Origin of the sequence: Acinetobacter sp. TTH0-4, assembly GCF_015602665.1 — a bacterium.
Taxonomy (GTDB): domain Bacteria; phylum Pseudomonadota; class Gammaproteobacteria; order Pseudomonadales; family Moraxellaceae; genus Acinetobacter; species Acinetobacter albensis.
In genome coordinates this window covers 1,580,670-1,599,383 of the sequence record NZ_CP059079.1, presented here as the reverse complement: position 1 = coordinate 1,599,383, position 18,714 = coordinate 1,580,670, and the positions used below count along the sequence as shown (strand labels likewise).

At 38.0% G+C, this 18,714-nt stretch carries 14 protein-coding genes; 10 read left to right on the top strand and 4 right to left on the bottom strand.

The features are described 5' to 3' along the window. The first annotated feature begins 276 nt into the window (after nt 1-276). The 6 genes from H0S58_RS07400 to H0S58_RS07375 all read left to right on the top strand — a co-directional run bounded on the left by H0S58_RS07400 (nt 277) and on the right by H0S58_RS07375 (nt 11,954). A complete protein-coding gene (locus H0S58_RS07400) occupies nt 277-4,206 on the top strand; it encodes a DUF3418 domain-containing protein (protein ID WP_413784419.1) in 3,930 nt (1,309 codons plus the stop codon). 26 nt (nt 4,207-4,232) lie between these two features. After that, complete coding sequence (locus tag H0S58_RS07395; RefSeq protein WP_195726166.1) at nt 4,233-5,351, top strand: beta-ketoacyl-ACP synthase III; 1,119 nt, start codon at nt 4,233-4,235, stop codon at nt 5,349-5,351. 371 nt (nt 5,352-5,722) lie between these two features. Further along, nucleotides 5,723-7,741, top strand: a complete 2,019-nt coding sequence (locus H0S58_RS07390) for a hypothetical protein (protein ID WP_195726165.1) — start codon at nt 5,723-5,725, stop codon at nt 7,739-7,741. Between the two features lie 88 nt (nt 7,742-7,829). Next, nucleotides 7,830-9,545 (top strand): AAA family ATPase, encoded by a 1,716-nt coding sequence (locus H0S58_RS07385; protein WP_195726164.1) that lies wholly within the window; start codon nt 7,830-7,832, stop codon nt 9,543-9,545. Between the two features lie 284 nt (nt 9,546-9,829). Beyond that, nucleotides 9,830-10,750: a LysR family transcriptional regulator gene (locus H0S58_RS07380; protein WP_195726163.1), complete on the top strand. Its 921-nt coding sequence runs from the start codon at nt 9,830-9,832 to the stop codon at nt 10,748-10,750. A gap of 190 nt (nt 10,751-10,940) precedes the next feature. Continuing rightward, entirely contained in the window at nt 10,941-11,954 is a 1,014-nt protein-coding gene (locus H0S58_RS07375; protein WP_195726162.1) for a sensor domain-containing diguanylate cyclase, read from the top strand. 39 nt (nt 11,955-11,993) lie between these two features. Here H0S58_RS07375 and H0S58_RS07370 read toward each other — a convergent pair whose 3' ends face one another. Continuing rightward, a complete protein-coding gene (locus H0S58_RS07370; protein WP_413784404.1) occupies nt 11,994-12,446 on the bottom strand; it encodes a DUF441 domain-containing protein in 453 nt (150 codons plus the stop codon). Nucleotides 12,447-12,583: 137 nt separating this feature from the next. Between H0S58_RS07370 and H0S58_RS07365 the strand changes: the two genes are divergently transcribed. Beyond that, complete coding sequence (locus tag H0S58_RS07365) at nt 12,584-13,294, top strand: pseudouridine synthase (RefSeq protein WP_195726161.1); 711 nt, start codon at nt 12,584-12,586, stop codon at nt 13,292-13,294. On the opposite strand, the gene H0S58_RS07360 is transcribed toward H0S58_RS07365, so the two are convergent. From H0S58_RS07360 to H0S58_RS07350, 3 genes are all read right to left on the bottom strand, one after another. After that, on the bottom strand, nt 13,287-13,730 hold the full coding sequence (locus tag H0S58_RS07360) for a GNAT family N-acetyltransferase (protein WP_053578093.1): 444 nt from the start codon (nt 13,728-13,730) through the stop codon (nt 13,287-13,289). The genes H0S58_RS07365 and H0S58_RS07360 overlap by 8 nt on opposite strands. Nucleotides 13,731-13,823: 93 nt before the next feature. Further along, nucleotides 13,824-14,159 (bottom strand): type II toxin-antitoxin system RelB/DinJ family antitoxin, encoded by a 336-nt coding sequence (locus H0S58_RS07355; protein WP_053578092.1) that lies wholly within the window; start codon nt 14,157-14,159, stop codon nt 13,824-13,826. A 113-nt stretch (nt 14,160-14,272) separates the two neighbouring features. After that, complete coding sequence (locus H0S58_RS07350) at nt 14,273-15,178, bottom strand: pseudouridine synthase (protein ID WP_195726160.1); 906 nt, start codon at nt 15,176-15,178, stop codon at nt 14,273-14,275. A 133-nt stretch (nt 15,179-15,311) separates the two neighbouring features. Between H0S58_RS07350 and tsaE the strand changes: the two genes are divergently transcribed. From tsaE to miaA, 3 genes are read left to right on the top strand one after another with little or no spacing between them, the layout of a single operon-like run. Next, entirely contained in the window at nt 15,312-15,776 is a 465-nt protein-coding gene (gene tsaE / locus H0S58_RS07345; RefSeq protein WP_193891621.1) for a tRNA (adenosine(37)-N6)-threonylcarbamoyltransferase complex ATPase subunit type 1 TsaE, read from the top strand. 4 nt (nt 15,777-15,780) lie between these two features. Beyond that, entirely contained in the window at nt 15,781-17,739 is a 1,959-nt protein-coding gene (gene mutL / locus H0S58_RS07340; protein ID WP_195726159.1) for a DNA mismatch repair endonuclease MutL, read from the top strand. Between the two features lie 6 nt (nt 17,740-17,745). Then, nucleotides 17,746-18,690, top strand: a complete 945-nt coding sequence (gene miaA, locus H0S58_RS07335) for a tRNA (adenosine(37)-N6)-dimethylallyltransferase MiaA (RefSeq protein ID WP_195726158.1) — start codon at nt 17,746-17,748, stop codon at nt 18,688-18,690. The last annotated feature ends 24 nt before the right edge of the window (nt 18,691-18,714 follow it).

Genomic DNA, 18,714 nt, shown 5'->3' with positions numbered 1-18,714 from the left:
TTTTTCTGTCATAAAAGGAATATATAGATCCACGACAAGGCATTCAAAGCATGCGTAAAATCAGAATACAGATGCCAGATGCAATGCATAACACAAGCTTTTATCTCTTCAGACTTAATGTATTTTTCTAATTTTAAATAATCTTTACATCAAACGACCTGAAACGCCTTGCGCTTATCTTTCTCTACGCAGCTTTACAGCGTAAAATAGTTAGTTCAATTTTTTGTTTAGGGTACATTATCTGTGGTCAGTCATTTAAATGTAGATCAATGGGTCATGGCACGTGACCGTCATCGTTTAAATCGGCTGCGTAAAGGTAAAGATGCCAGTGAAACGAAATATCAAGAATTATCTGAAAAATCAAACCTACAAGTTCGCGAGCGTCTTTCACGCGTTCCGAATATTAAGCTCAATCAAGACTTACCCGTTACGCAATATAAAGACAAATTGATTGAAGCGATTCAGCAGCATCAAGTGATTATTGTAGCGGGAGAAACTGGTTCAGGAAAAACGACACAGCTTCCACAAATTGCAATGCTGGCTGGGCGTGGTTTAACGGGAATGATTGGTCATACCCAACCGCGTCGATTGGCTGCGAGAACTGTATCGCAACGGATCGCTGAAGAAGTCGGTGAAACACTGGGTGAGTCGATCGGTTTTAAAATTCGTTTTAATGAACAAGGTTCACAGGATTCAATTGTTCGTTTAATGACTGATGGTATTTTGTTGGCTGAATTGTCTAATGACCGTTATTTAACCAAATATGACACGATTATTATTGATGAAGCACATGAGCGTTCACTCAATATTGACTTTATCATGGGATATTTGAAGCAGCTTTTACCACGTCGTAAAGATTTAAAAGTCATCATTACTTCGGCAACTTTAGATGTAAATCGTTTTAGTAACTACTTTTTTAATGCCCCTATTTTTGAAGTAGAAGGGCGCAGTTTTCCAGTCGAACTACGTTATCGTCCCATTTCAGAAATGAGCATTGGAGGGAGTGATGATGATGAATTTGATGATTTTGAAGAAAACTTGCCACGTGCAGTCGTTCAAGCCGTTGAAGAATGTTTTGCTGATGCACAACAAAAAGGTCATCCTGAGCATGCAGACATTCTCATTTTTGCCAGTACTGAACAGGAAATTCGTGAATTACAAGAAACTTTGCAAAAACATGGACCACGCCATACCGAAATTTTACCTTTATATGCGCGCTTAGCTTTAGCCGAACAGCAAAAGATTTTTAATTCGGGTAGTGGTGGAAGACGAATCATTATTGCCACCAATGTTGCTGAAACGGCATTAACTGTTCCTAATATTCGTTATGTGATTGACAGTGGTTTTGCGCGTATTTCACGATATAGCTATCGTTCAAGAGTACAGCGTTTACCTATTGAAGCAGTATCTCAAGCTGCTGCCAATCAGCGTAAAGGACGTTGTGGTCGTATTGCACCGGGTGTATGTATCCGCTTGTATTCTGAAGATGATTTTTTGGGACGTCCTGAATTTACCGAGCCTGAAATTAAGCGCACGAACTTGGCTTCGGTCATTTTACATATGCAGAGCTTAAATTTGGGGGAGTTAGAAAATTTTGATTTTATTGAGCCGCCAGATCATCGTTTAGTGAATGATGGACGTAAGTTACTGATTGAACTTGGTGCGATGACCGAAAAGGGGAGTACTGTTCAGCGCATAGAAACACAACAGGCTCAATCTGTTGTACAAAATGCAGATCCTAAATCAGCAAATTCTGGTAAATTTTCTTCAAATAAAGCAGAACAAAATAATGGCTTAACTAAAATTGGTCAACAAATGGCGAAAATGCCTATTGACCCACGTTTAGCACGCATGATTTTAGGCGGTGCACATTTTGGTGTCTTAAATGAAGTGTTGATTATTGTGGCAGCGCTGGCTGTACAAGATCCACGTGAACGCCCGAATGATAAACAAACCCAAGCCGATCAGAAGCATGCTTTATTTAAAGAAGGTGACTCTGACTTTCTGTTTTATATTAAGTTATGGGAAACCCTACAAAATAACCGTGCTTCAATGAATGAAAATAAACGGCGTAATTTTGCACGTCAGCATTTTTTAAGCTGGTTGCGTTTGCGTGAATGGAAGAAAACCCATGAGCAATTGACTGAATTAGCACAAGGTTTAAAGCTTTCATTTAATGAAAAAAAAGCCAGCTATGAAAATCTACATCGTGCTTTATTGACAGGGTTGCTTTCCTTTATTGCCAATAAGACAGATGAAAAAAATATCTATATGGCAGTGCGTCAGCAAAAAGCCCGAATTTTCCCTGCCTCCACCTTACATAAAGGCGCTGCATCTTGGGTGATGGCCTTCGAGATGGTGGAAACTTCACAGGTTTATTTGCGGACTTTGGCTAAAATTGAGCCTGAATGGATCTTGCTCGCCGCACGTGATTTATTGAAACATCATTATTTTGAACCCCACTGGTCGAAAAAAGCTGGCGTCGTCAATTGTTATGATCAGATTTCTTTGTTTGGCTTAATTATCGAACCTAAGCGTTTAATGAACTATGACAAGGTTGATCAGCCTGCGGCACATGAAATTTTCCTGCGTGATGCTTTAACCACGGGTCATTTGGGCATTACACCGCCCTTTTTAAAGCATAATTTACATAAACTCGAAGAAGTAGAACGTGTTGAAGATAAATTACGTCGTCGAGATTTAGTGGTCGATGAGGAAACGATTTACCAGTTCTATGCAACTAAAGTCCCTGCTGAGGTTGCGAGTCGTCGGACATTTGAAGATTGGCGCGCAACAGTTGAACCACAAAATCCACAATTTCTATTTGTGGATGATGATGCACTGTGGATGAATGATCGTCCAACTACACAGCAATTTCCTGATCATTTACACAATGGTTCATTGCGTTTGGCGGCCAGTTATCGCTTTGACCCGAGTCATGATGAAGATGGCGCAACCGTAAAAATTCCATTGGCGGCACTCTCTCAGATTGACGAAAATATTTGGTCATGGGGAATTCCGGGTTGGCGACCAGATTTGATTGACGCTTTATTAAAATCCTTGCCTAAGGATAAACGACGTAATTTGGTGCCTATTCCAGACACCACGCGGAAATTGCTGTCTCGTATAGATGCGGTAAATTTACGCGAGCACATTTTCAGTTATTTGGCTTTCCAGTTACGTGGTGAGCAAATTAGTGTAAAAGATTTTTCATTCGAGCGGGTAGAGCAGTACTTATTACCATTCATTAAAGTGATGGATGAAAAAGGGCGTGTTATTGAGCAAGGGCGTGATTTGACTGAACTCAAAGCCCGTTGTCGTGCGGAAACGCATAGTCCTGTGAAACAATTAAAAGGTGAATTTAAAACTTTCCCAGAAAGTTTTACTTTTGAAGCATCACAAAAAGTGACGGGTGTCATTGTAAAACAATATCAAGCCTTAGTCCCGACCAAAGCTTTTGCGGAGCTCAGTGTAAAAGATGATTCAGGGGTGGTCATTCAAACCTTCAATGATCAGATGGAAGCAATTCGACAGCACAGAGAAGGCGTTATTCATTTAGTGCATATGCAATTGGGAGATTTGGTTCGTCAACTCAAGAAACAGATTTCAAAATCTTTGGCTTTGGCTTATTCACCGCTTGGAGATAAAGCTAAATTAGAACAAATTTTGATATATGCTACTTTGCAAATGAGCATTATAGATCTACCTGTCAATGCTGAAGAGTTTCAAAAGTTAATTTTAAATGTAAAAAAATCTTTCCTAAGTCGTGGACAAGAGGCATTATTGATATTGAGCGATATTTATATTCAATGGCAGGATATTCGTCGAAAACTCTTGGTTTTAGATGATTCCCTCTTTGGAAAAAATATTGATGATATTGAAGATCAGCTTGATTTGATGAGTCTTTCCAATTTTGTCTATGTTAAATCTTCAGACACATGGCAGGAATTCCCGCGTTATTTAAAGGCTCTAGTTTTGCGTCTAGAACGCTTGCCAAATAACTTACAACGAGATAACTCAGCGATTGATCAGGTTGATCCTTGGATGGAAAAATTATTTAAGTTTAAAAATGACGCTCGCCTGAAGGAACTGTACTTCATGATTGAAGAGCTGCGCATTTCTTTGTTTTCTCAGCCTATGAAAACAAAAATGCCCATTTCTCCAGCCAGATTGCAAAAAGTATGGAATCAATTGGGTGTCAGTTAACATAGCGATATAAGTAGGAGTTTTACATGGGCATTCGTATTACAGGTACTGGTCTTTATCATCCAGAAGAATCCATTAGCAACCAAGAGTTAGTGGAAACTTTAAATGCTTATGTGGAACAATTTAACCACGACCATGCAGATAAAATTGAAACTGGTGAAGTTGAAGCGCGTCGCGGTTCAAATGCAGAATTTATAGAAAAAGCCTCTGGGGTTAAAAGTCGTTATGTGATTGAAAAAGATGGCATATTAGATCCAAACCGTTTGCGTCCACGTTTAGCAGAGCGCAGTGATGATGAACTTTCCATTCAAGCTGAGTGGGGCGTGATTGCAGCGAAACAAGCCATGCAAAATGCAGCCGTGACGGCTGAAGATATTGATGTGGTTATTTTGGCGTGTTCTAATTTACAACGCGCTTATCCTGCTGTTGCCATTGAAATTCAGACCGCACTCGGAATACAAGGTTATGCCTATGATATGAATGTGGCGTGTTCTGCAGCAACTTTTGGGCTTAAACAAGCCTATGATGCCGTGCACTCTGGCGCACGTCGTGTGTTGTTGGTCAATGTAGAAATCACTTCAGGTCATACCGATTATCGTTCACGCGACTGCCACTTTATTTTTGGTGATGTGGCAACGGCTTCAATTATTGAAAATACGACTAGCAAAACAGGCTTTGAAATATTAGATACCCATTTATTTACCCAATTCTCAAATAATATTCGTAATAATTTTGGTTTTTTAAATAGCTCAGAATTGACCTCACGTGATGATAAGCAATTCCGTCAGGATGGTCGTAAAGTCTTTAAAGAAGTTTGTCCTTTGGTTGCGAAAATTATTACCACACAACTCGAAAAAAATGACATTGAAGCTACACAGGTAAAACGTTTTTGGTTACATCAGGCTAATGTCAACATGAATGAACTCATTCTGAAATTGGTAGTAGGTAAAGCTGTAGCTGAAGCAGATCCAGCATTAGTTCCAATTATTTTGGATGAATTTGCCAATACTTCTTCAGCAGGTGTCATGATCGCTTTGCATCGCACCGCCCATGAAGTAAAGAATGGCGAATATGGCGTATTGTGTTCATTTGGTGCAGGGTATTCAGTGGGTTCGATTCTGGTACAAAAACATGTAGTGCTATAAAGATCATATTAAAATCATGCTATTAAAAAAATAGAGTGATTCAAGTAGAATCACTTTTACAGGTTGATTTTGATTGTAATAGGATTTGATGAAATTTGATTTATCCATCTTAATCCCTAATATTTTTGATGAGACTGTGACAGAACACTGTCACAGTTTTTTTATGTTTTTAATTTAAAAAACAACAGATGTTCAAAATAAAATAATAATGTGTGAGGAATGAATTTAAAGTATATTTTTTGATCATGGATTGGTACATTATGCTAATCAGAATTCATCACTGCTTTTAGTTGGCCATTACTTTTATATCGACGCTATAATAAGTATGTGAAAAGCTTAAGAACAGAGGTGATCCACAGTCGAGGTCCGTTATGCTGCAGGAGCATCTACAAGCAGATATTTTAATATCACAATATCAAAGGATTGCGGAACAGCTCGTGAGAGTTTCGCCTCAGTTGAATGATATTGTTCAAGATCAACTGAGTATTATTGGTCATTTGACGCCACAAAATATGTTTCGGATTGATCAGGCCGCACATACAGTATTTATTGCCAATGGATTATTACAACTTAAATTTCATCCACCTACTGCAGATAAAAAAAATATAGTACAGCGTGATTTTACTTTTCGAGGACAAAAAGCAGAGTTGTTAGAAGAGTTTTTATTGCATGATTTATATTTTTTAACGCAAGATTTAAAGCCACAACACACCCTATTTCTGCGTCAAAAAGTGCAACAATTTCGAAAGCTGCTGCTTGATCAGGTGTTTGATTGGGTCAATGGACAGCAACGGGTCCACTCTTTTTTATCACATCTGACTTTGACAGAAGCAGAGCTAATAGATCATCTAATGATGAGTGCCGATTTTTATTCCTCAGCTATTTTGATCGACTCTGTACAGCATGCTAGTGAATTGCCTAATACCGTAATTCAGATCATACAAAAAATGTGTCATTTGGAGATCATGTCTAGTGATGAGTTTCTGCCGATTCAACTCTTGATGGAATGTTGGGATGATTTTTGTTTTAGCGCGGCACAATTTTTACCTGCGCCGATGTATCGCATTATGGCGCTTTCGTTTGAAGAGCGTTTTAATTTAAATGAATTGATTGAATATCAAGATGATATTGTGTTGTTGTATCGCCATGCACAAGAAAAATCACATTTATTGGGGTTCGTGCGTTTAATGCAGCGTGAACTTTGGTCACGTGACGACCTCTTGTCTAAATATAATTTCCTGTATAGCAGCTCAACAGTCTGGCAAAAAAAAGTAGCCAAACTGCCACTTTTTGATTATTCACGTACTGTAAATTGGTTATTTAAACAATCAAGTGATGTACTGGATTGGATCAGTTCTCATATTCAACATAGCAGTGTTCGGGTTGCAGTGACTGCTTTAAGCTTCATTGATACTAGTCAGGTGCATTCACAGGTTATTTTAGCCACTTTACAGTATTTTCAGCAAACTTCAGCGCGGATGTTTATCCATAGCTGTCATTATTATGCGATGCAAGAAACGTGGTTTGACCCTGAAAATAATCATTCAATGATTTTAAAAGGACAGAAACAATCTTTAGATGATCAGCGCATTGCGATTAGTCCTTCTATTTTGTATCTGGATGAGTGGATGCAGCTTATGCAAAGTATGGTTCAAAAAAACGATCAGTCTGTTAAAAGAATATATTTGCGTTTAAGTCGTGTCATGCAAACATATATGCTGCACTTGCACCACATTAGCGTTGCATTGCCCGAAGATTTAATCGCGTATATCCATCCAGAAACCCATCAAAATCGTGATTTTTATGGTGTATTACAACGACATAAAATGCAGTTAGATGAGTTTAGGTCACAATTTTATCTACGGGGTCATCATATTCGTGTTTCTATTTTTGATTCGTTTGTACGTGATTATTTAGTTGATTATTTTGCTGATAATAAAATGATATCTAAACATGTCTCTTGGATGGGGTTATTTCAACACGCTATTGTTTGGCATGATCAAGTTCAAAAACAAGATATTATTAGCCAGCTTAAGAAAAATCTTGCTCAGCCATTACAACCGATGATGCCTGAACAATGTATACAGTTTTTAGGTTGGAGTTTTGAAGAGCTCGCAGATTTAGACCGAATTATTCAGGAATCTAAAAAGTGTCACAACTGTTTGGCAGCAAGTTATGCACAGCGCATTATTGAAAAAGAATATGTGGCATTTCATATGGCTTCACAAACGGGTAAGCATCATATGACTTTGGGATGTTATCTTAGAGATGGACAATTGATTTATGATCAGTTGGAGTATGCACACAATAAAAAGACAGAATATCTCTTTGTAAATATCGCGCTTCAATTTATCTCTTGGTTAAACACCGAATATGCACCTTTTAAGTGACACCAGATGACGTTAAACTTTTTTCTAGACTTAACTTTTGGAGAAAAAATCGGTAGGCTATAGCCGTTAATTTATGGTTATAGGTCTTATGAAACAAGAAACTGCACTTAAGCTTCTAAAAGCAGGCGAAAATGTCTTTTTAACAGGTTCGGCTGGTGCAGGAAAAACCTATACACTCAATCAGTACATCAATTACTTGAAAGCGCGTAAAGTTCCCGTTGCTATCACTGCATCAACAGGGATTGCAGCTACACATATGAATGGCATGACTATTCATACTTGGGCTGGCATAGGCATTAAAGATTTTTTATCTGATGCTGATTTAAAAAATATGAAGGAACGTAAATATTTAAAAGAGCATTTGGAAAATGCCCAAGTATTGATTATCGATGAAATTTCAATGTTACATGCGAAGCAGTTGAATTTGGTCAATCAGGTTTTAAAATATTTTAAAGAAAGTGATGAAGCATTCGGTGGGATTCAGGTCATTGTCGCGGGAGACTTTTTTCAGTTGCCACCAGTAGGTAAAAAAGAAGAGAGCAACCGTGATAAATTCTGTTTTATGTCAGATGCATGGGTGGAAGCCAAATTTCGTGTGTGTTACTTGACTGAACAGCATCGTCAAGGTAACGATTATTTAAATGACATCTTAAATGCGATTCGCAGTCAAACAGTTAGTACCGAACATCTGCAGGCATTAAAACAAACAGGTGAGCAAAATATTGGTGAAACCTTTACCCGTTTATATACTCACAATATGGATGTAGACAGTATCAATTCTAAGCATTTGAATGCGATTGATGCCGAGGAGCGACAGTTTGCTGCGCTCTGTGACGGGAATGATAAACTCATTGACACTTTAAAGTCTTCGGTACGCGCGCCCGAAAATCTGACTTTGAAGAAAAATGCCAAAGTCATGTTTGTGAAAAATAACTTTGACATGGGTTACATTAACGGCAGTCTGGGTGAAGTGATCGGATTTGAAGAAGATGATGATCATGGCATTTTACCGAAAGTAAAATTGACAGATGGCACAGTTCTGATTGTGCCACCTGAAACATGGTCGGTCGATAATGAAGCAGGAAAAACCATTGCCAGTTTTCAGCAAATTCCTTTACGTTTGGCATGGGCGATTACGATTCACAAATCACAAGGAATGACTTTAGAGTCGGCTGAAATTAATTTGGCCAATACCTTTGAAAAAGGTCAGGGCTACGTCGCATTATCACGTTTAAAAGCATTAGATGGCCTGAAATTGTTGGGGATCAATCAGCAAGCTTTAGAGTTGGATAGTTTGTCAATTAAAGCAGACCGACGTTTTCAGGAGTTGTCAGTCGAAGCTGAAAATCATTTTGAACTTATTGATTTGGCACCGCAACATAAAGCATTTATTCGACATTGTGGCGGTACGCTGAACGAAACTGAAATTACGCGAAACGAAAAGAAAATAGCCAAAAGTGGTACTAAAACCAATTATGCTACGGCTACACTGGATGAAACTCGTGCACTGTTTGAAGAAGGTTATGAAATTCAGGATATTGCGGTTGAACGTAGCCTAACACCTGCGACCATTATCAATCATTTGGCAAAGCTGCATAAAGAACAGGGTCTTGATATTTCCGTGGCACATCCCGGTGAGGAAGTGGTTGAGCAAGTACGGAAAATTTACAAGCGTTTAATTAAGCGTCAAAGTCCTGAAAATTTCAGTGAAGATGGCGTCATTAAACTGCGTCCTATTGTTGAATTGACAAGCCCCAAAATGGGTTATGATCAAGTGCGTTTGGCTTTGCTTTTTGTTGAATAAAGACCAATATTTCGATGAAAAATATTTTATAGGCCATAAATTTAGTCTAGTCTTGCCTAATCTATTTTTATGATTCAAAAAATTCCCCTTAATTGTGGGGATTTTTTCAAGTGCTTCGCATAAGGTGTTGTCTTACTTAGCTTCATTACCACTAGGCATCTAATTTTTTAAAAAAGAGATTTTTTGTTGAAAAGATCATCGAATAAAAACATAGGTGAAAATCATTAATTGATTTTATGATAAGATGAGATTTATTCATTTAAATATTGTTATTGGTTTTGTTCATGCTTGAAATTCGCCATTTAAAAACCTTAACTGCATTGCGTGAACATGGTTCATTGGTTGCTGCCGCGAATGATTTGTGTTTAACGCCGTCGGCTATTTCACATCAATTAAAAGAATTGGATCATTGGTACGGCGTAGAAGTGGTCAATCGTCGTAGCAGACCAGTAACATTTTCAAATGTAGGACAGCGTTTACTTAAATTGGCTGATGATGTATTGCCACAAATTCAAATTACTCAAACAGATATTACCCGTATAGTGCATGGTCAGACAGGAAGAATTATTTTCTCATCCGAGTGTCATAGCTGTTTTGACTGGTTAATGCCCTTATTAAATCAGTATCGCCATCAATATCCTGATGTTGATTTAGATTTTGCTTCAGGTTTTGAATCAAATCCACATGAACTGTTGCAAAACAATGAATTTGATCTATTAATTACAGCCGACCCAATTACTTTAAAAGGGATTGAATATTTCCCAATTTTTGAATATGAATCAAGGTTGGTCTTATCCAATACCCATCCCTTGGTAAGAGTAGAGCGTATTACTGTCCAAGAGTTAGCAGATGAGACATTAATTACCTACCCAGTGGATAAACACCGTTTAGATATCATGTCGAAATTATTTATTCCCGCCAATATTTTACCTAAACATATTCGTACCACCGATTTAACCCAAATGCTGATTCAGTTGGTGGCAAGTGGACGGGGTATTGCGGCTTTACCTGATTGGGTGGTGAATGAGTATGAACAAAAAGGTTGGGTGACTTCTCGACGTTTACACTGTGTTTCGTCTACAGGATTACGTCGTACTTTATATGCAGGTTATCGAATTGAAGAAAAAGAAAAAAGCTATTTCGAGGGATTTTTAAAACAACTGGCAAAATTTTCTCAAAAACGAAACCAGTATTATTCTTCTTAAATGAGGATTGATCTGAAAATGAAGAGCTGATTTATATGCCGCTCTTCTAAAAAATGACAAAATAAATGAATTACATAAATATTAAAAATAATGAGAATTGCATCGAATAAAAGCTATACAAGGATATATAAAATTTCTAAAATTCGTGTGGATATTTTTAACTCACATGACTCTTTTTTCAGGTCTATTTATGCCTAAACCTAAACCGCCTTCACATAAGCAATTGTTATCCGTTATTCAAACACAAACTGCTATTGCAAAGCTTGGACTTGATTTGAATGCAGTGATGACTTTGGTTGCAGAGCAGGTTCAAAGCATTACTCAAGCCAAAGGGGCAGTGGTTGAATTAGCCGAAGATGGAGATATGGTGTATCGGGCAGTATCTGGGGGTGCATCGCATTTTTTGGGCTTAAGATTAAAACTTCAAAATAGTTTATCGGGTTTATGTATTACCCAAAATACCACTTTATATTGCAAAGATAGTGAAGTTGATTTACGTGTTGATCGAGAAGCATGCCGTCGAGTTGGTTTGCGCTCGATGGCTGTTGTGCCTTTAATTCATTGCGGTGAAGCCATTGGTGTACTCAAAATTTATTCAGAAAATGTGAATGCCTTTAAAGCCGAAGATTTGCAAATTTTAACGCTCATGTCAGAGTTAATTGCTGCGGCAATGTACCATGCAACCAAGTTTGGGGCGCAAGAATTATATAAATTAGCGACTCAAGATCATTTAACAGGTTTGGCCAATCGGGCTTTATTTTTAGACTGTTTACGTCAAGGGGTTGAAAAAGCAAAAACAGAGAACAAGACTTTAGGCATACTCATGATTGATTTGGACGGGTTAAAACCCATCAATGATGAATTTGGACATCGCATGGGAGATGCTGCTTTAAAGGAAATGGCAAAGCGTATCTTAAGCAATACTCACCATGAAGACTTGGTCGCCCGTTTGGGAGGAGATGAATTTGCTGTCATTTTGAGTTCTAATGGGCAGCAGAGTGTTGCAAAAGCAGCAATGAACAAAATAGCTGAAGCCTGTGGTTTACCCTTTGCTTTTGAAAATGTACGGCTAACTATTGGTGCCAGTATTGGTTTGGCTGTTTATCCAGAAAATGCACAAGATTTAGAGCATTTATTAGAATATGCAGATTTAAAAATGTATGAAAATAAGAGACAAAAAAAGCAAACCATACTGCAAATTTAAACGCAAAATTTTCTCAGTTTAAAATCTTGATTCCAATATTTATGATGTTCCGATAAATAGCGTCAAGAGACCTGCGGCAATTAAAGGCCCAACCGGTACACCGCGTAATGCCGCAACACCTGCAACCGTGCCAATCAACAACCCCGCTACAACATTTGGTTGATTGGTCATCAATTTGACACCGCGACCGCCTAGCCAAGCCACCAAAAGACCAATCGCAATTGCAAGTAATGATTTCCAGCTCATAAAGGATTTTAAAATGGCTTCGCCGGGAATTTTCCCACTGGCGATTGGCGTTAAAACGCCAATCGTTAAAATAATAATGCCAATGTTGAGACCGTGTTGTTGTAAATAAGGAAAAAACTCACTCAGTGGGGTAATTCGAAATACAATCAGCACACCAGCTGCAATAGTGACAGCACTATTGTGACTAAAAATACCGCAAGCCAATAAAACCAACAACACGATCAGATTTAAATCTATATGAGACATTATTTGGGGGGAGATAACAAAACAAAGCTTATTGTAGCGGGTTTTAAGCTTTAATTGATGATTAAAAATAGTGGATTATTAAAATATTATCCATTTCCGTATAGAATGCTTTTCTTGAGAAAATGAAGGACCAAATTATGTTTTTGGAAAAAATGTTGCAATCACAAGGTTTTGGTTCGCGTAAACATTGTCAACAACTGATTAAAAATGGAGCGGTCTCGATTGAGGGAGAAAAAATTGATCAACCTAAGCATAAACTTGATTTAAATAATTTGAGTTTTTCTGTCTATGATCATCATTTTGAGTATCGTGAAAAGGTCTATATTGCTTTAAATAAACCACAAGGCTATGAATGTTCTCATCAAGCTACTCATCATTTTAGTGTATTTGATTTTTTTAATGATGTGTTAATGAATCGTGGTTTGCAATGTGTTGGACGTTTGGATCAAGATACCAGTGGGCTTTTATTGCTCACTGATGATGGTCAGTTTTTACAAGCTTTAACGCATCCGAAAAAGCACGTGGCGAAGGTTTATCAGATGGAAACGGTTGATCCTGTGACCGAGCAGCAAATTTTACAATTACAACAGGGCGTTGAATTGCACAATGAATCTGGCATTTTTGCAGCCACGAATGTTGTTCAACTTGCAGAAAATGAATTACAGATGACCATTCATCAGGGTGTTTACCATCAAGTTAAACGAATGCTTGCTGCTGTAGGCAATAAAGTTGAACGATTACAGCGTCAGCAAATTGGCGCTTTAACCTTGCCAGAATTAGAGCAAGGCAAATGGATATATCTAAATGCTGAACAAGTTGAATTAGCGAAAACCCGCATGACTACTTAAGAAAACAGTGATAAGTCTGAAATTCATTATCTTTAACAAATCCCATTTGTTCATAGAGCTGATGGGAATGATAATTATTTTTTTGTGTTTCTAGGCTAATACGTTGTGCGTTTTCATGTCGTGCAAATAAAATGGCAGTATCAATCAATTGTTTTGCAGAACCTTGACGACGGTAAATTGGCGTAACATACACATCATCCAAAATATAATAAATAGAACAGGCAACAGATGAAAAACCCATATATAACAATACAAAACCAGTGAAAATATCATCTTTTACATGGACAAAAATAACACTTTCTTGGTTTAGAAATCGTTGTTTTAAAAATTGATAAGAAAGTTCTAAATTTGAGGATGCCCCATAAAACTGTCGATATTCATCAAATAAAACAGCAAGTGGTTGTAAGTCTTCTAAAGTCGCACGTCTAACGATCATACTTTTACTCCATGCTTTTTTATTGTATTGGCATGAAGCATACCTAAATTTTTATCAGATTTTTTCTAAATTTTGTTTGTAAATGCAACACTGTTAAGTTTTGTCACTCTCACCCAAAATTGCATTCAGTTCTTCAAATAAATCTAAATGATCATCATCCTCTAAATTTAATTCTTGTTCAGTAGAAATAGAAGATTCTAAATCACCATGAACTGGGTTTTGTTGCTTGAGTTTACGAAGTTTAATGAGTTGTTCTAAATTAATACTCTGATTTTCAATAGAAAATGGAATAGATTTGGTGAGAACCACTTGCTTGAAAAAAAGTCGCACTGCTTGGGCGGGTGTAATCCCCAATTGTTTAAAAACAGCAAAAGCATGTTTTTTTTCTTGGGAGTCAAGTCTGATTTGATAAACTTCTGTTTTTCTCATGATTTTAAAGGCATCTAATTACTTAACTTTTCAGCATTTATTCTAATCGAATCGAATTGAATTTCAATGTTCATACATCACATTTTCTAAAATATTTTGTAATGACAAGCATATTACAACGTCAAGTCAAAATGAGATGAAAAAGACATTTCATTCAAGCTGATAGGGTCAATAAAACGAATGTGTTTGGCTAAAAGTTGAAGTGGTGAAGAGAAATCATTTTCTAACTTGTGTTCGACGACAGGATAAAAGGGGTCATTTTTAATAGGGAGCCGTAAATGGTTTAAATGGACTCGCAATTGATGCTGCTTTCCTGTAATCGGTTGCAGTTGATATTTACCCCAAACGGTATTGTGTTCGAGTAAATCAATTTCGGTTTCACTATTTACAGTTCCAGCAACCACTTGCATGGTATAGAACGGTTCACCTTTTTGCATTCTTAAACATACATTACATGGAAATATGACATCTGAATGATAAGGCGCAATAGCATGATAGGTTTTTTTCACTTCACGCTTTGCAAACATTTCTTGATAAATAGCTCGGCTACATGCTTGTTTTGAAAATAAAACCACGCCAGCCGTTTCACGATCAAGACGATGAATTGGAGTTAAAATATCATTTCCAGTTTGTTTTTTTAAACGAACCAACAAGGTCTGTTGAACATATTTTCCTGTTGGACTCATGGTTAAAAAATGGGGTTTATCGACCACCAATAAATGTTCATTTTCGAACAAAATTTTGTGCTCAAAAGGAACATGAGTTTCGTGTGGCAAAAAGCGATAATAAAAAATATGACTATTTTGTATATAGTTTGATTCAAGATTTAAAATATGACCCGTTGTATCAAAAATCAAACCCTGAGCGAAGCGCTGCTGCCACTCAGTTAAAGCAATATGTGGAAATTTGTGACAAAGATATTCATAGACACTTTTTGGTAAAGGAGAGCATGTAGGAAGGAATACTTTGCTGGCGCTCACCCCGTTGATGGTGGGTGGAATAAATTCAGTTTTGGTCATGGATTACATCGTGGTAGATCAATAAAATTTGCGATCAAATGTAGCAAAATATGCACATTTGACTGTCGGAGCATGGGCATTAAAGCAGCGTGGTGCTATCATAATTGTTCTTTTGAATCTTGTCGTGAATAAAATGCAGTATTCATTTACTTTAGCTTTAAACAATGAAGACGCTACCCAAAATTTAGCACAGGTTTTGGCACAGCATTTTACGATTGGAGTCGTGTATTTGGTGGGAGACTTAGGTGCTGGAAAAACCACACTGAGTCGTTATTTTTTACACGCTTTAGGGCATCAGGGTGCGGTGAAAAGTCCAACTTATACTTTGGTTGAACCCTATAATATTCAGGGAAAAGATATTTTTCATTTTGATTTATATCGCTTAAATGATCCTTATGAATTAGAGCTAATGGGTATTCGTGATTATTTAGATACACCTGAGGCACTCTTTTTATTCGAATGGCCATCAAAAGGTGGCGATGAGATTCCACAAGCAGACCTCATTATTCATCTTGAAAAATCTGAAGATCAACTGTCACGTGTTGCTACTTTAAGTTTTTCATCGGAAGAATTAAAACATGCCTTAGAGAGTCAATAAAACAATGCCTGATGATTTAAGTCAACGTCGTATTCTCGCGCTAAATCCTGCGCTGGCAAACCAAATTGCTGCAGGTGAGGTGATTGAACGTCCAGCTTCTGTAGTCAAAGAGTTATTAGAAAATGCGATTGATGCAGGGGCGACGGAACTGATCGTTCGAGTTGAGCAAGGCGGCAGCACTTTAATTGAAATTATGGATAATGGGCGTGGCATTCACTCAGAAGATTTAGCACTCGCTGTTATGCGTCACGCGACCAGTAAAATTCAAACAGCTGATGACTTACATGCCATTGTGAGTTTGGGTTTTAGAGGTGAGGCATTGGCCTCAATAGCCGCCGTTTCGCGTTTAACTTTGATCAGTAGTCAAAATGAAGAAGGCATTGGCTATCAGGTCGAAGTCAATGGAACCGCTTTTGATCATCAAGAAATTCAGGCAGTAGCAGCGGCAAGAGGAACCCATATTCGTGTGCAGGATTTATTTTTTAACGTGCCTGCACGGCGTAAATTTTTAAAAAAACCAAGTACAGAATTTGGCCATATAGAAGAAATCGTACGTCGTTTGGCGTTGACACATTTTGATATTCGTTTTGTGTTGGAACATAACCATAATATTCGTCTGAATTTACCGATTGCGGATAGTGGCGAGCTGCGTTTTCAGCGTGTGCAGCAATTGTTGGGTCGACAGTTTAGTGAAAATGCCTATTGGATAGATGCAGACAGTATTAGCATGCGCTTATCTGGCTGGTTAGGGCATCCATCCGATGCACGTTCACAAGCAGATTTACAATATGTTTATGTGAATGGGCGAATTGTAAAAGATAAAACTATTTCCCATGCTTTGCGCATGGCGTATGAAGGGATTTTGCATGGTCATCAACATGCAGCCTATTTGCTATTTTTAGAAGTTGATCCAGAAAATATTGATGTTAATGTCCATCCGACTAAACATGAAATCCGATTTTTAAATCAGCGTGAAGTGCATGAATTTGTGCGTCATTATGCCAAGAACACCTTGTCTCAGTTTCAAACAGCCAGTGCAGATTTAGCTCAGGCTATGAAACCAGAGGATCAACTGTCGAATAATTTGCAGGCACAGCATCCTCGTTATCAAGAACAATTTCAATTGCACCGTTCTGTTGAGAAGGTTCAGCTGAATGTGCCAACTGAACCTTCGAACGAGTTGTTAAACGATTTTAATGCCAGTAGTCCTCAAGCTGTGCAGTATTCCATGCAGACACAAACGTCCCATAGTGGTTCGCAGCAATTGAATAATGCATTGCAGAGCTATCTGGCGCCATTACGTGAAGCTCATCATTCTGATGAAGCAGATGCTGAGTTAAAGCAGTTTGACCAAAGTGGATCCGTGCATGTGGATGAGCATCCTTTGGGGATTGCAATTGCACAGCTTCATGGCATTTATATTTTGGCGCAAAATACTGAAGGCCTTATTATGGTCGATATGCATGCAGCGCATGAACGTATCGTCTTACAGCAAATGAAATCTGCATGGGATAAACCTGAATTTTGGACTTCACAACAATTGCTCATTCCCAAAGTTATTACGATTACACGGATGCAAGCGATGCGCGTGGATGAGCTGAAAGATCAATTGATGCGTTTAGGGCTCGAGATTGACCAATATGGCGACGAACAAGTCATTGTTCGGGGTGTACCTGCCATTTTACATAAAGCTAATTTTGAGGCATTGGTACCTGAATTGTTGAATGATTTAGATCCAAATGATGAAGCACAAGGGTTGCTGCAAAAGCGCGACCAAATTTTATCAGGTATGGCCTGTCATGGTGCGGTACGTGCTCATCGAATGCTCAGTCTTTCTGAAATGAATGCATTACTCCGTCAAATGGAACAAACCGAATTTGCCAGTCAATGTAATCATGGCCGTCCAACTTGGCGTGCTTTTCCATTGTCCCAATTAGATAAACTTTTTGCTCGAGGAGAGTAGTTTTACATGTCTAATCAATTGCCGGTCATCAATTTAATGGGACCCACAGCAAGTGGTAAAACTGCTTTGGCATGTGAACTTTATGAGCAAGGCGGATTTGAACTAATTTCCGTCGATTCTGCGCTGGTTTATCTGGATATGGATATTGGTACCGCCAAACCCAGTAAAGACGAGCAGGCGCTTTATCCGCATCATCTGATTGATATTATTACGCCGTTAGAAACTTATTCGGCTGCTCAATTTGTTGAAGATGCGTGTGTGCTGATTGATGATATACATCTACGTGGTAAAACCCCAATTTTGGTTGGGGGAACCATGTTGTATTTTAAAGCATTGCTAGAAGGTTTATCGAGCAATTTGCCGAGTGCTGACGCGGCTGTCCGCGCAGAGATTGAAGAGAAAGCCCATCAACAAGGGTGGGAAGCTGTTTATGCAGAATTATGTGCGGTAGATGGTTTGGCGGCTGAGAAATTTAAGGTCACTGATAAGCAGCGGATTATTCGTGCTTTAGAAGTCTTTAAATTGACAGGTCAACCCATTACAAAACTACAAGCTGAACAACCGAAAAATATACCATACAGGTACAATTTTCATAATCATACGTTGTTGCCAGATCGGGTAGAATTACATGAACGTATTGAAAAACGTCTAAAAATTATGTGGGATATCGGATTTTTAAATGAAGTTGAATCTTTGATTGTTAAATACGATTTAAACGAGAATTTACCTTCTATGCGTTCCGTTGGATATCGTCAGGCTTTAGAATTTATACAAAAAAGTGACCAAAGTCATAAAAAACAACAAGAAATGGAGGATAAGTCATTATTTGCGACACGACAACTTGCAAAACGTCAATATACTTGGTTAAGATCTTTGCAAGAATCGCATAAATTTAAAACATATTTAACAATCAAGCAAGCTCAAGAAGACTTGCGAAACTGTTACGGATAAAGCAAAATTTACTACCTATCTTTT

Coding starts and splice junctions, on each gene's coding strand:
- H0S58_RS07400 (WP_413784419.1), top strand. CDS start 277: ATGGCACGTGACCGTCATCGTTTAAATCGGCTGCGTAAAGGTAAAGAT.
- H0S58_RS07395 (WP_195726166.1), top strand. CDS start 4,233: ATGGGCATTCGTATTACAGGTACTGGTCTTTATCATCCAGAAGAATCC.
- H0S58_RS07390 (WP_195726165.1), top strand. CDS start 5,723: ATGCTGCAGGAGCATCTACAAGCAGATATTTTAATATCACAATATCAA.
- H0S58_RS07385 (WP_195726164.1), top strand. CDS start 7,830: ATGAAACAAGAAACTGCACTTAAGCTTCTAAAAGCAGGCGAAAATGTC.
- H0S58_RS07380 (WP_195726163.1), top strand. CDS start 9,830: ATGCTTGAAATTCGCCATTTAAAAACCTTAACTGCATTGCGTGAACAT.
- H0S58_RS07375 (WP_195726162.1), top strand. CDS start 10,941: ATGCCTAAACCTAAACCGCCTTCACATAAGCAATTGTTATCCGTTATT.
- H0S58_RS07370 (WP_413784404.1), bottom strand. CDS start 12,446: ATGTCTCATATAGATTTAAATCTGATCGTGTTGTTGGTTTTATTGGCT.
- H0S58_RS07365 (WP_195726161.1), top strand. CDS start 12,584: ATGTTTTTGGAAAAAATGTTGCAATCACAAGGTTTTGGTTCGCGTAAA.
- H0S58_RS07360 (WP_053578093.1), bottom strand. CDS start 13,730: ATGATCGTTAGACGTGCGACTTTAGAAGACTTACAACCACTTGCTGTT.
- H0S58_RS07355 (WP_053578092.1), bottom strand. CDS start 14,159: ATGAGAAAAACAGAAGTTTATCAAATCAGACTTGACTCCCAAGAAAAA.
- H0S58_RS07350 (WP_195726160.1), bottom strand. CDS start 15,178: ATGACCAAAACTGAATTTATTCCACCCACCATCAACGGGGTGAGCGCC.
- tsaE (WP_193891621.1), top strand. CDS start 15,312: ATGCAGTATTCATTTACTTTAGCTTTAAACAATGAAGACGCTACCCAA.
- mutL (WP_195726159.1), top strand. CDS start 15,781: ATGCCTGATGATTTAAGTCAACGTCGTATTCTCGCGCTAAATCCTGCG.
- miaA (WP_195726158.1), top strand. CDS start 17,746: ATGTCTAATCAATTGCCGGTCATCAATTTAATGGGACCCACAGCAAGT.